The organism is Paenarthrobacter sp. GQ52, assembly GCF_059759005.1.
Map to the genome: position 1 here is coordinate 16,289 of NZ_JCAXEJ010000002.1, position 13,181 is coordinate 29,469.

The following is a 13,181-nucleotide window of genomic DNA, read 5'->3' on the forward strand; positions in this document are numbered from 1 at the left end:
TGCCTCACATGCTACTGATCGGTATCAGTCGGCATCATATGCAGCAGCAAGAAGCTGGACTGCCTCAGCGAACGAAGCTCCTTGGGCCTTGGCGGCGGCGGCATATTCTGCGGCAACACCGGCTAGTGCTCCCCAGCGATCATCGCGCGGGCAGACCACAGTGCCATTGCGTCCACGTGTTGCCACGACCCCGGCTGCTTCCAATTCCTTATATGCACGGGCCACGGTGTGCGGAGCGACATCCAGCACCCCGGCCAGATTGCGAACAGGAGGAAGCTTGGCGCCAACGGCAAGGATTCCGGCATCCACCAGTTCAATGATGCGCAGTCTCAATTGTTCAAAGAGCGCAACGGCGCTGCTGGTGTTGGGGCGCCAGCTTCCCGGAAAATCCCCGGTGGGAGTCACGAGGAGACCCGGCCTGGCGCAGGCTCCACGCGGGGCATCTCTTGTACGAAGCTTCCTTGGTCCATGCCGAGAATTAGACCAGCGACGCCGGTCGGGAACAAGCTGTCACGGCGGAGGAAACCGAATGCTACGTGCGTCGAAGTGTACTGCCGGGTCATGCGGCCTTTTGGGCTACGGCGAAAACGCGACGGAAAGGGTAGACCGTTCCGTGGATCGTCGAAGGGTAGGCCTCACGCAGCAGGGCCGAGTACTCCGCCTCGAATTCAGATGCCTCCACGGGAGTCAAGGCTGCCAATATTGGACGAAGTCCAGTGCCCCGGACCCACTCCAATACCGGGTCTTCACCTTGCAGAACCTGCTGGTAGGTGGTCTCCCAAGCGTCTGCTGCACATCCGGCGTCGAGCATGATGCCCAGGTAGTCCGCAGGACTGCCCACAGCGCCATCGTGCCGAAGCACGCCACCCAGCCGGGTAGACCACCTTGGCGATTCGGCCAGTTGCCGCATCAGGGTGTGGGACGGCGACGTGAAGTTTCCCGGTACCTGCATGGCAAACCATGCCCCCGGTTTGAGGACACGAAGCCAACCGGCCAACAACTCCTGATGTCCGGGAATCCATTGGAGAACGGCATTCGTGACCACGACGTCAGTATCCGCATCGGGGACCCACTGCGTGACATCGCCCAGCTGGAAGGTCAGCCGGCCGGACTGCTCCTGGGGGGACTGCTCCCGGAGGGACTGTGCTTTGAGGAGCATTTCCTCCGAGGAGTCCAGACCCACAACGTGCGCCTCCGGCCAGCGATCAACCAGCGTAGCGGTCAGGTTCCCGGGACCGCAGCCGAGGTCAATGACTGTCCTTGGTTCGTCAGCCCGGACCCTCGCGACGAGGTCATGGAATGGCCGGTCGCGATGGTTGCCGAATTCCACATACTTGGATGGATCCCACTTCACAAAAGCCTCCTCGCGTCTGCCATGCCTGCTGGGCCGAGCCTAAACCGTCCGGGCACTAAGCTGGAAACCAATGAAACTTCTTGAGCAGCTCCCCGGTTCCACGGCCACCGGTCCTTTGGACCCGGACGAAATCTACACCCGGTTCGTGGCGTGGACTGAGAGCCGTGGATTGCAGCTATACCCGGCGCAGGACGAAGCGATCATGGAGCTTGCCTCCGGCGCGAACGTTATCCTGGCCACGCCCACAGGCTCCGGTAAATCCCTGGTAGCAATTGCGGCGCACTTTGAGGCAATGGCACGCGGCCAGCGGAGCTATTACACAGCCCCGATCAAAGCACTGGTTTCCGAGAAGTTCTTCGCACTCTGCGAGATCTTCGGTGCCGAAAATGTTGGCATGATCACCGGTGATTCCGGCGTGAACCAGGATGCCCCCATCATCTGCTGCACGGCGGAAATCCTGGCCAACATCGCCCTGCGCGAAGGCTCTGCGGCCGAGCTGGGCTCCGTGATCATGGACGAGTTCCACTTTTACTCCGACCCGCAGCGCGGTTGGGCGTGGCAGGTACCGCTCCTGGAACTCCCCCAGGCCCAGTTCCTCCTGATGTCCGCCACCCTGGGCGACGTCTCCCGATTCGAAACCGGTTTGTCTGAGCTGACGGGCCGGACCACCACGACTGTCAGCTCTGCGGAACGTCCCATTCCGCTGCATTACTACTACCACCTGACCCCGGTTCACGAGACGCTGGAAGAACTGCTCTCCACCAAGCAGGTCCCCGTCTATGTGGTGCATTTCAGCCAGGCGGAAGCTATCGAGCGGGCCCAAAACCTCATGAGCATCAACATGTGCAGCCGTGCTGAAAAGGACCGCATTGCAGAGTTGATTGCGGGATTCAGGTTTGCCGCCGGCTTCGGAAAAACGCTCAACAGGCTGGTCCGGCACGGGATCGGGGTACATCACGCCGGTATGTTGCCCAAGTACCGCCGCTTGGTGGAACAGCTCGCCCAAGCAGGCCTCCTCAAGGTGATCTGCGGAACCGATACTTTGGGTGTGGGCATCAACGTGCCGATCCGGACGGTGCTGTTGACGGCTCTTAGCAAGTACGACGGCGTACGCACCAGATCGCTTAACTCACGTGAGTTCCACCAGATTGCCGGCCGCGCAGGCCGCGCCGGCTATGACACCGCCGGGACGGTGGTGGTTCAGGCCCCGGACCACGTGGTGGAGAACACCAAGGCCATGGCCAAAGCCACCGCCAAGTTTGGCGATGACCAGAAGAAACTGCGCCAAGTGGTCAAGAAAAAACCTCCGGAAGGGTTCGTTTCCTGGGGGGAGCCGACGTTCAAGCGTCTCGTGGAGTCTGTGCCCGAGCCTTTGACTTCCAGCTTTACGGTGACCCACGCGATGCTGTTGAACCTTATGGAACGGCCGGGCGATCCCTTCCAGGCAACCCGGCGCCTGCTCAGTGAGAACCATGAGAGCCGCCCGGCGCAGCTCAAGTTGATGAAGAAGGCCTTGGGAATCTACAGGGAATTGCTGGCCGCGGGTGTGGTGGAACGCATCCCGGAGGAGGAACAGGAGGCTGAAGGGCGCTCAGTCCGGCTGACTGTTCACCTGCAGGCAAACTTTGCCCTTAACCAGCCGCTCTCCCCCTTTGCGCTTGCCGCGTTGGAGCTCCTTGATCCTGAGTCTCCCTCCTACGCCTTGGATGTAGTCTCCGTCATTGAGTCCACGCTGGAGAAGCCGCGCCAGATTCTCTCTGCCCAGCAGAAGAAGGCTCGAGGCGAGGCTGTTGCCGCCATGAAGGCTGACGGCATTGAGTATGACCAGCGCATGGCCATGCTGGACGAAGTTACCTATCCCATGCCCTTGGCGGAGATTCTCGGCGAGGCCTTCGAGGTCTACCGGAAGGCGGCCCCCTGGGTGGGCGACTTCGAGCTCGCTCCGAAATCGATTATCCGGGACATGTATGAGCGTGCCATGAACTTTGGCGAGTTTGTGCAGTTCTATGGCCTTGCCCGGTCGGAGGGCATCGTCCTGCGTTACCTGGCGGATGGCTTCCGCGCGCTCAGGCAGACGGTTCCCCAGGATTCGCTCCGCGAGGACCTTGAAGACCTCATCGCGTGGCTGGGTGAGCTGGTGCGCCAAGTGGATTCCAGCCTCCTGGACGAGTGGGAAGAGCTCACGTCCGGGCTTGCCCCCACACCCCATGACGCTCCCCCGCCCCCGCCGCCGCTGCTGACCACCAACATCCGGGCTTTCCGGGTCATGGTGCGGAATGAGATGTTCCGCAGGGTTGAACTTTTTGCGGACGAGGACTCCGCAGCCTTGGGCGAACTCGACGCCGATGCCGGCTGGGACGCCGAGCGGTGGGAAGAAGTCCTGGACGACTACTTCGACGAACATGACGACATCGGCACCGGTCCTGATGCGCGGGGTCCCGGGTTGCTCATCATCACCGAAGAACCAGGGACGTGGAAGGTCCGGCAGATCTTCGACGACCCTGCGGGCAACCACGATTGGGGAATTTCGGCCGAGGTGGACTTGGCAGCATCCGATGAGACTGGAACCGCCGTGGTCCGGGTGACAGACGTCAACAGGCTCTAGGTCCACGTGCGATGAAACCCGGCGCCGTTGAATCCGTCCCGGACCTGACCGCGGGCTTGCGGGAGATGGAAGCCTTACGCGGGGAGCAGCGGGCGGCCTGCACTGGTTCGCGTCGATGGTGGGGTGGCGGCCTGGACGTGGAGGGTTTGGCGCTGGGTTCGGTTCAAGCCGCCGCTACAGCGCTCAATGCGATGACTGGCCACCCAGGCAGATACTCGATTGACTCAGGCCTTACTGCAGCGTCTTTCGATTCGCTGGGGCACCTTCGGGTTGAGGGGCGGAAACCCCAAGGCTTCGCTCCCACGTCGGGATTCCGGCGCACGGCCGACGGCTGGATCCGCCTCCACGCCAACTACCCTCATCACGCAGCACGGCTGATGGAAGCGTTGTCGGCCACAGTGCCGCAGGACGTTGACCGGGCGCTGTTGGCTATGACGTCCTTGGAGGCCGAGACTGTGATCGCGGCCCACAAGGGGGTGGCTGCCGCTGTCCGGAGCCGCGAGGAATGGGTGGCCTCGCCGATGCATGGCGCGGCAATCTCCGGTCCGTGGATCAGCCTCTCGCGTTCTGATATTCGGTCCGTGGGTTCGGATTCCACGCCATGGATGCCGGCGGAGAACCCGTTTCAGCCGTTGGATGGGTTGAGAGTGCTCGACCTGACACGCGTCATCGCCGGCCCTACTGCCACGCGCCTGCTGGGTGCCCTGGGCGCAGACGTCCTGCGCATCGACCCGCCCGTCCTTCCGGAGCTGATCGATGCTTTTATTGACGCCGGGTTCGACAAGCGCAGCGCCGAAGCTGATTTCAGGAAGAATGAAGACATTGCAACTGTGCATGCTCTCGTCGCCTCAGCAGATGTGGTGGTCACCGGATACCGGGGCGGGGGCTTGGACAAATTCGGATTGAGCCAGGGCGCGCTGCTCGCTACCAAGCCCGGGCTGGTGGTTGTCGCACTTACCGCATGGGGCAGCAGCGGGCCGTGGAAGGGGCGGCGGGGCTTTGACAGCCTCGTCCAGGCAGCCTGCGGAATCGCTGAGCGGTATGGACGGCATCACGACGACGGATGGACACCTGGTGCGCTTCCGGTTCAGGCACTGGACCACGCCACAGGATACGGACTCGCGGCGGCAGTGCTGGCCCTGCTGGCCGAGCGACTCATGACCGGAACCGGTGGAGCAGCGAAACTCTCCCTGGCGCGGACGGCCGAGGAGCTCTTCGCCCTGCCTTCCGGCCACCAAGGCAGCCCGGTGAGCCAACTCCATGAACCGGAGTACCTTGAAGCGGACAGCCCCTACGGCGAGCTCAGGTTCGTAGGGCCGCCCCTTGTGGTGGCGGGCACACCGCTCACGTACCGGGAACCGCCCGTACGTTATGGAACGTCAACGCTCGCCTGGCGGTAGGAGTCCGGCAAGCCCCTAGTAAGCTCGAATGCATGAGTGTAATCCGCCCCGCCACCGTTGACGACGTTCCCGCCATCCTGCGTATGATCCACGACCTCGCGATCTACGAGAAGGAACCGGACGCAGTTAAGAACACCCCGGCCATGCTCACCGAAGTACTCTTTGGCGAGAACCCCCGGGTATACGCCACCATTGCCGAAAACAGCTCCGGCACAGTTCAAGGTTTCGCGCTCTGGTTCCTGAACTACTCCACATGGGAAGGCGTCCACGGCATCTACCTTGAGGACCTCTACGTAGTGCCGGATGCCCGTGGCGAGGGCCACGGAAAGGCGCTCCTGCAATATCTGGCCGCCACCGCCGTCGAACGCGGTTACGCCCGGGTGGAATGGAGCGTCCTGAACTGGAACGAACCCTCCATCAACTTCTACAAGAACCTTGGTGCTTTCCCCATGGAGGAATGGTCGACGTTCAGGCTGACAGGCGACGCACTCCAGGCCTTCGGAGCGAACGTCAGTGAGGCGAAAGAGGCGCTGACCCGTGGCTGAACCGTACGTAGCTGACGAGCGGGCCGCCACCGGCAGGCACATCATCCAAGCCCGCCACGAATTTCGTGGACTACGGACGGCGGAGCACTACTTCACTGTTCCCTTGACGCATCAGGCAGATGTACCCGACGAGACGATCACGGTCTTCGCCCGGGAATACTCGTCCACTGACCATTCGGCGGACGAAGCCGCCAAGCTGCCGTGGCTCTTGTTCCTCCAAGGGGGGCCCGGCGGCAGGGGCAATCGTGTAACGTCGCTGTCCGGCTGGATGAAGGCGGCAGCGAAGGACTTCCGCATCCTCATGCTTGACCAACGCGGCACCGGACTGTCCACCCCGATTGAGCGTCAGTCATTGGAGCTCCGGGGTAACGCTGCGTCGCAGGCAGAATACCTGACCCACTTCCGTGCCGATTCCATTGTGGCTGACGCCGAGTACATCCGAGGTGTCCTGGGCTCCGGACCCTGGTCAGTGCTGGGACAGAGCTTCGGCGGGTTCTGTGCACTGACGTACCTGTCCTACGCGCCGGAAGGACTGCGCGAAGTGCTCATCACGGGCGGCCTGGCACCGCTCCACGGTTCAGCGGAGCGCGTGTATCAAGCAACGTTCCGTCGGGTTGCCGCCAGGAACGCCGAGTATTTCTCGTGGTACCCGGAGGACCGGAAAAAGGTCACGCGCATTGCCCGTCATTTGGAGCAGCACCCTGAATTCCTCGCCAGTGGCGAACGGCTAACGCCGGAGCGTTTCCAAATGGTGGGATCCTTCCTGGGCGGCAACACCCGGGTTGATGCGCTTCACTATCTTTTGGAGGACGCGTTCATCGACACGCCCTCCGGCGAGCGGTTGTCCGAATCATTCCTTGAACAAGTACGGGGACTGGTGAGTCGGGCGGCCAATCCGCTCTACGCCGTCCTGCACGAATCAATCTACGCTCAGGGAGAGGCAACCAACTGGGCCGCCTGGCGCGTTCTGGAGGACTACCCGGAGTTCAAACCGGAAGCCGGGGATCCGCTGCTCACAGGCGAAATGGTGTATCCGTGGTATTTCGAACAGGATCCCGCGCTGGTTCCCCTACGCGAAGTGGCCGAACAACTGGCCGCCCGCCAGGACTGGAAACCGTTATATGACCCCACCCGGTTGGCCTCCAACACGGTCCCCGTCGCAGCCGCCGTGTACAAGGACGACATCTACGTGGATCACGATCTATCGCTTGAGACCGCGGCCGCGGTGCGCGGACTTCAAACCTGGGTTACGTCGGACTTCCATCATGACGGCATCGGCGAAGACGGTGAGGGCATCTTCGGGAGACTCTTCGGTATGGTGCGCGCCAACCGTTAGGTGGAGGTGCCTTCGGTGCGGCCATCTATCGAGGCGGCCGCCCGCTGCCGGGTTGCCGTGACGGCTGTCAGGGCCAGCACGGCTGCGGCGAGAAGGCTGGAAGCGATATTGAGCCCTTGATAGCCGATCCACGCAAGAAGCAGGCCTGAGGTTGCGCCTCCGAGCGCCCCCGCGGCACCCATCAGGGTGTCGGAGACACCCTGCACAGTAACCCGTTGGTCAGGTACGACGCTCTCGGCCAACAGCGTTGATCCAGCAATGGTTGCCGCCGACCAGCCCAGTCCCAGGAGAATCAACCCCGCTGTCACCAACACAGGCTCCTGCTGGCCGAACCCGGCGATGAACACCGCCACCAGAAGAAGTCCGTGGCCCATGGCAATGGTCTGAAATCGGCCGGCCTTGTCCGTTAGCCAACCCCAGAGCGGAGACAGGGCGAACATTCCAGCAATGTGGAGGGAAATCGTAAGCCCGATAACCACCAGGGCATCCGTGCTGTCGGTGGTTCCGTGGTGTCCCTCATGGGATCCGCCCACCAGCTGTTGAAGATGCAGTGGGGTCATGGACATGACCGCCACCATGACGCCGTGCGCAGCCACGACGGCTGCCAGGGCCAGTATCGCCTGCGGTGATGATCGGACGGCTCGAAGACCGGACCGGATGGTTCCCCGGACAGGCTGAGGTCCCGGCTCGCCGCTAACGTCGGCCTGACGAGCCAAGCGGCGGGACAGCAGCAGAGGATCTGGCCGTAGTCCCGCGTACAGTAGCCCGGCCGCCAGGAACAATCCCACGGCCGAGAACACAAAGGGGCCGGCGATGGGCGGCAGGCCCAGTGCCGCACCTACGGCGGCTCCTGGCTGTATCAGGTTGGGCCCTGCCACAGCCCCGATGGTGATGGCCCAGACCACCGTGGACAATGATCGTCCGCGGTGCTCCGGTTCGGCGAGGTCGACGGCGGCGAAACGAGCCTGCAGGTTCGCGGCTGTGCCAAGGCCGAGAAAAGCTGCGCCAAGCAGAAGCAGGACGAACGACTCGCTCATCACTGCGGCGATGATGAGCAAGGCACCCACCATCGCAGCTGCCAGGCCGGTGACGAGTCCTACGCGCCGGCCCCGTGCCTCAGCCAACCTTGCCAGCGGCAGTGCTGCGATTGCTGCAGCCAGTGTCAGGACAGTGGTGATGGAGCCGGCCCAGGCTTCGGAACCTGATAAGTCCACGGCCAGCAGGGACCCGATGGAAAGAGTCGCCCCATTGCCAACGCCGCTGAGCAGCTGTGCGGAGCTGAGCAGGAAAACAGTACGGCGCTGAACCCGTTGTGGGTCCAGCGCCGTAGTTGAAGTGGTAGTCACTTCACGAGACTACAACCTTTGGAGGTCAGTTACTCGGCCTCGCTCATGCTCTTCTTGGCATCTGCCTCGAGTCGGGCATCCAGCTTGGCTTGCCGTGCCTGCGGGCTCATCAAGCTGGCTACGACAGCAACGATGATGGTACCGACGATGACAGCCAACGACACATAGGTGGGGATCTCAGGAGCCCATTCGATGTGGTGTCCGCCGTTGATGAACGGAAGCTCGTTCACGTGCATTGCGTGGAGGACAAGCTTGACCCCGATGAAGGCCAGGATGACGGACAGGGCGTGCTTCAAGTACACCAGGCGTGTCATGAGTCCGCCGAGGAGGAAGTACAGCTGGCGCAAGCCCATCAAGGCGAAGATGTTGGCAGTGAAGACGATGAACGCGCTTTGGGTCAGGCCGAAGATCGCGGGGATGGAGTCCACGGCGAACAGGAGGTCCGTGAGGCCGATGGTGATGAAGACGATCAGCATGGGCGTGAAGACCTTCTTGCCGTCCACCACGGTGCGGATCTTGTTGCCGTCGAACTTCTCGGACATCGGCAAGACCTTGCGCAGGCGGGCGATCAGAGGGTTTTCGGCGCCTTCTTCTTCGTCTTCGCCGGAGTCCTTGGCCTGCTTCCAGGCCGTCCAGAGAAGGAACGCGCCGAAGATGTAGAAGACCCAGCTGAACTGCTCGATGACCACTGCGCCCAAGGCGATGAAGATACCGCGAAGGATCAGCGCGATGATGATGCCCACCATCAGCACTTCCTGCTGGTACTTACGGGGCACCGAGAAGCGGGCCATGATGATGATGAACACAAAGAGGTTGTCGATGCTCAGGCTGTACTCAGTGACCCAGCCTGCGACGAATTGGCCGCCATATTCGGGGCCTGCAAAGACGAACATTGCAACTGCAAAGAGCAGGGCAAGCGCGACGTAGAAGCCGACCCACAGGCCGGCTTCCTTCATGGAAGGTTCATGGGGACGCTTGACGACCAACAGGAGGTCGATCAGCAGGATGATTCCGAGAACGACAAAGGAGCCGATCTCAAACCAGACGGGAAGCTGCATTAAAGGTGCCTTTCGCAGGGTACGGGAAAGCGGTGTAAGTCTCTCCGGCCTGCCAGGGTGCGGTGAATGCAAATTTTGGCGGCCCGCTAGATCCGGCGAGGCATCTGTGCCTTGCGTGCTGACGGATGTAGCGCTTGGGATACTCCCCTACGTGACCTCAACCTTACCTTAGGCGTGCCCGGCGGACTGCATCTGGCGTAATTCGCGCTTCAATTCCTTGACTTCATCGCGGATGCGGGCAGCGACCTCGAACTGCAGCTCAGCAGCCGCCCCGTGCATCTGTTCGGTCAGTTGCTCAATGAGGCCTACAAGGTCTTCAGCGGGAGCTGCGGCAAGGCCATCCTGCCGAACTGTGGCGGCACCCTTGGCGGCCGCCTTGCGCTTGCCGCCCTTGGCCAGCCTGTTGTTGTTGAGCAGTTCCTGGGTGTCCGCGTCTTCCTTGGCCAGCTGATCGGTGATGTCCGCAATCTTCTTGCGCAACGGCTGCGGGTCTATGCCGTGATCCGTGTTGTACTGCACCTGGATAGCTCGGCGCCGGTTGGTCTCCTCAATGGCATGGGCCATGGAGTCGGTAATCCGGTCCGCATACATATGTACCTGACCCGAAACGTTACGGGCGGCACGGCCGATGGTCTGGATCAGGGAGGTGGAGGAACGCAGGAAACCTTCCTTGTCGGCATCCAGAATGCTGACGAGGGAAACCTCGGGAAGGTCCAAACCTTCGCGGAGCAGGTTGATGCCCACCAGGACGTCGAAGACGCCCATTCGAAGTTCGCGGAGCAGTTCCACTCGACGCAGGGTATCGACGTCGGAGTGAAGATACTCCACCTTGACGCCGTGACCCACGAGGTAGTCCGTAAGGTCTTCTGCCATGCGCTTGGTCAAGGTGGTAACCAGGACGCGTTCATTCTTTTCCGTGCGGGTCCTGATTTCACCGAGCAGGTCGTCAATCTGTCCCTTGGTGGGCTTGACCACTACCTCGGGGTCGATAAGGCCGGTGGGGCGAATGATTTGCTGCACATAGCCGTCGGCTTTGCCGAGCTCGTACTTACCCGGGGTTGCGGACAGATACACGGTCTGGCCGATGCGTTGCAGGAATTCATCCCATTTGAGGGGCCGGTTGTCCATCGCCGACGGCAGGCGGAAGCCGAAGTCCACGAGGTTGCGCTTACGGGACATATCGCCCTCGTACATGGCACCGATCTGCGGAATGGTGACGTGCGATTCATCAACCACCAGCAGGAAGTCATCCGGGAAGTAGTCGATCAGGCAGTGTGGTGCTGTTCCAGGCTCGCGGCCATCGATGTGCACGGAGTAGTTCTCAATGCCGTTGCAGAACCCCATCTGCTGCATCATTTCGAGGTCGTACGTAGTGCGCATCCGGAGTCTCTGGGCTTCCACAAGCTTGTTCTGGCCTTCGAGGACCTTTAAGCGATCAGCAAGTTCGTCCTCGATCCGTTTGATGGCGCGGGCCATACGCTCAGGGCCCGCCACATAGTGCGAGGCCGGGAAAACGTACATCTCTTCCTCGTCCCGGAGAACCTCACCGGTGAGGGGATGGAGTGTCTGGATGTTCTCGATTTCATCACCGAAGAACTCGATCCGAATGGCGAGTTCCTCGTACATGGGGATGATCTCAACGGTATCGCCACGGACCCGGAAGGTGCCCCGGTGGAAGTCCATGTCATTGCGTGCGTACTGCATGGAGACGAACTTCCGGAGGAGATGGTCGCGGTTCATTTCTGCGCCCTTGCGGAGCGTCACCATGCCGGCGATGTACTCTTCAGGCGTACCCAGGCCGTAGATGCAGGATACCGTGGCCACCACGATGACGTCGCGGCGGGTCAGGAGGGCGTTAGTGGCAGAGTGCCGAAGCCGTTCCACTTCCTCATTGATGGAGGAGTCTTTTTCGATGAAGGTGTCCGTCTGCGCTACGTAGGCCTCTGGCTGGTAGTAGTCGTAGTAGGAGACGAAGTACTCCACCGCATTATTAGGCAGCAGCTCCCGGAATTCATTGGCCAGCTGGGCTGCAAGGGTCTTGTTCTGGACCATCACCAGGGTGGGCCGCTGGACCTGTTCGATGAGCCATGCCGTGGTGGCGCTCTTGCCCGTACCAGTGGCGCCGAGCAGGACAACGTCCTTCTCGCCGTTGTTGATTCGTTCGGTCAGTTCTGCGATGGCAGTCGGTTGATCACCCGCGGGTTTGAACTCACTGATCACTTCGAAAGGCGCGACGACACGGTTGATTTCCTGGGCAAGGCTCATGAAACCAATCTACCCCCGCCCTAGGACAGCTACTGTCCGCGTTTGCCTTCAGCTGAAGACGTATACGACGGCGGCATCCAGCCTGTGCGCTCGGCCCAGGCATTCATGAGCGGCCAGGCAACCTCGGTGAACCACGGCTCCTTTGCGTCAGCATAGTCCCCCGTGCCGTGATCCGCCGCGTGCGCGGCCGCCAATTCCTGCTTGTGCGCCTGGTAATCGGTCAGGGCAGACTGCTCTGCCCGCAACCAGTCGCGGAAAAGCAGCGCATAGCGCCATCCGGGCGAGCCGGCCACCCGGACATGAAGGTTCACCGGCCGACCTGGATCTGCGTTGGCATGGAGTCTCTTCTGCCACTCTGCGGGATCGGGTTGGGAGGGCTTTGGGGTGTCTTGGTTAGCCTCCGGCACGGCGGGGAAGCCGGCAGCGGCAAGGAGCGGCGCGATCCTGTCCGCCGTCGCAAGATCGGCCACAGCGAGTTGGAGGTCAATCACGTCCTTTGCCGCCAGGCCCGGTACCGACGTGGAGCCGATATGGTCCACTGCAAGGATGTCGTGGGGAGCGGCAACGAGAACCCGCTCCGCGAGCCGCTCGGCCTGGACCCCCCACTCCCCCTTCGACCGGCTCATGACAGGGCCATCTTTACGGGAGGCCCTGGTGCCCCGGCTGAGGTTCTCAGCGAAGGGGATCAGGCGCCGCTCCCACAAAGCCTCGACGGCGGCGAGCAACTCTTCCCGGCTTCCGGAGTTGGTCAGGACAACGTCGGCAGCAGCATTGCGCTCCGCACGCGTGGCCTGTGAAGCCATACGGGCCAAGGCATCATCCCTGGACATCCGGCGGAACTCCACCATGCGCTGAATGCGCACTTCATCAGGAGCATCCACCACCAGTACCAAATGGAAGCTACTGCCCTGCCCGGTCTCGACGAGGAGCGGAATGTCCTGGACCACGATGTCACCAGGGCCAGCACCTGACACAATCGCCGCAGCAGCCTCGCGGACCAGCGGATGGATGATGCCGTTGAGTACTTCGCGTTGAGTAGGGTCCTGAAACACGATGGAACCAAGTTTGGGCCGGTCGAGCCTTCCCGCTTCGTCAAGGATTCCAGGACCGAATGCGTCCACGACGTCAGCGAGGCCTGGAGTTCCAGGCTCCACTACTTCCCGCGCAATGAGGTCCGCGTCCACAAGGATGGCACCCAATTCCTGCAGCTTGGATGCCACCAGTGACTTCCCTGAGGCGATGCCGCCCGTCAGCCCGATTTTCAGCACCCTC

The 13,181-nt window shown here is 61.9% G+C and carries 10 protein-coding genes; 4 read left to right on the plus strand and 6 right to left on the minus strand.

Annotation, left to right across the window (positions count from 1 at the left end):
* Window positions 1-24: 24 nt before the first annotated feature.
* Together AC6CH8_RS03645 and AC6CH8_RS03650 are read right to left on the minus strand one after the other, a co-directional pair.
* Window positions 25-405 (minus strand): GntR family transcriptional regulator, encoded by a 381-nt coding sequence (locus AC6CH8_RS03645; RefSeq protein WP_091467334.1) that lies wholly within the window; start codon window positions 403-405, stop codon window positions 25-27.
* A gap of 154 nt (window positions 406-559) precedes the next feature.
* Window positions 560-1,354 (minus strand): trans-aconitate 2-methyltransferase, encoded by a 795-nt coding sequence (locus AC6CH8_RS03650; RefSeq protein WP_498188674.1) that lies wholly within the window; start codon window positions 1,352-1,354, stop codon window positions 560-562.
* Between the two features lie 70 nt (window positions 1,355-1,424).
* Between AC6CH8_RS03650 and AC6CH8_RS03655 the strand changes: the two genes are divergently transcribed.
* The 4 genes from AC6CH8_RS03655 to AC6CH8_RS03670 are packed head-to-tail and all read left to right on the plus strand — an operon-like array spanning window position 1,425 to window position 7,240.
* A complete protein-coding gene (locus tag AC6CH8_RS03655) occupies window positions 1,425-3,959 on the plus strand; it encodes a DEAD/DEAH box helicase (protein ID WP_091467332.1) in 2,535 nt (844 codons plus the stop codon).
* Between the two features lie 11 nt (window positions 3,960-3,970).
* Window positions 3,971-5,359 carry a CoA transferase gene (locus tag AC6CH8_RS03660; protein WP_498188675.1) on the plus strand — a complete coding sequence of 463 codons (1,389 nt, stop codon included), beginning with the start codon at window positions 3,971-3,973 and terminating at the stop codon, window positions 5,357-5,359.
* Between the two features lie 32 nt (window positions 5,360-5,391).
* Window positions 5,392-5,904: a GNAT family N-acetyltransferase gene (locus tag AC6CH8_RS03665; RefSeq protein WP_091467328.1), complete on the plus strand. Its 513-nt coding sequence runs from the start codon at window positions 5,392-5,394 to the stop codon at window positions 5,902-5,904.
* Window positions 5,897-7,240, plus strand: a complete 1,344-nt coding sequence (locus AC6CH8_RS03670) for an alpha/beta fold hydrolase (RefSeq protein ID WP_498188676.1) — start codon at window positions 5,897-5,899, stop codon at window positions 7,238-7,240. The genes AC6CH8_RS03665 and AC6CH8_RS03670 overlap by 8 nt, the downstream gene beginning before the upstream one ends.
* On the opposite strand, the gene AC6CH8_RS03675 is transcribed toward AC6CH8_RS03670, so the two are convergent.
* The 4 genes from AC6CH8_RS03675 to coaE all read right to left on the minus strand — a co-directional run bounded on the left by AC6CH8_RS03675 (window position 7,237) and on the right by coaE (window position 13,177).
* Complete coding sequence (locus AC6CH8_RS03675; protein WP_498188677.1) at window positions 7,237-8,586, minus strand: MFS transporter; 1,350 nt, start codon at window positions 8,584-8,586, stop codon at window positions 7,237-7,239. The genes AC6CH8_RS03670 and AC6CH8_RS03675 overlap by 4 nt on opposite strands.
* A gap of 29 nt (window positions 8,587-8,615) precedes the next feature.
* Entirely contained in the window at window positions 8,616-9,644 is a 1,029-nt protein-coding gene (locus AC6CH8_RS03680; RefSeq protein WP_420181069.1) for a TerC family protein, read from the minus strand.
* 168 nt (window positions 9,645-9,812) lie between these two features.
* Window positions 9,813-11,909 carry an excinuclease ABC subunit UvrB gene (gene uvrB / locus AC6CH8_RS03685; RefSeq protein WP_091467321.1) on the minus strand — a complete coding sequence of 699 codons (2,097 nt, stop codon included), beginning with the start codon at window positions 11,907-11,909 and terminating at the stop codon, window positions 9,813-9,815.
* Window positions 11,910-11,938: 29 nt separating this feature from the next.
* Window positions 11,939-13,177, minus strand: coding sequence for a dephospho-CoA kinase (coaE, locus tag AC6CH8_RS03690; RefSeq protein WP_498188678.1), 1,239 nt, complete (start codon window positions 13,175-13,177; stop codon window positions 11,939-11,941).
* Window positions 13,178-13,181 lie beyond the last annotated feature (4 nt).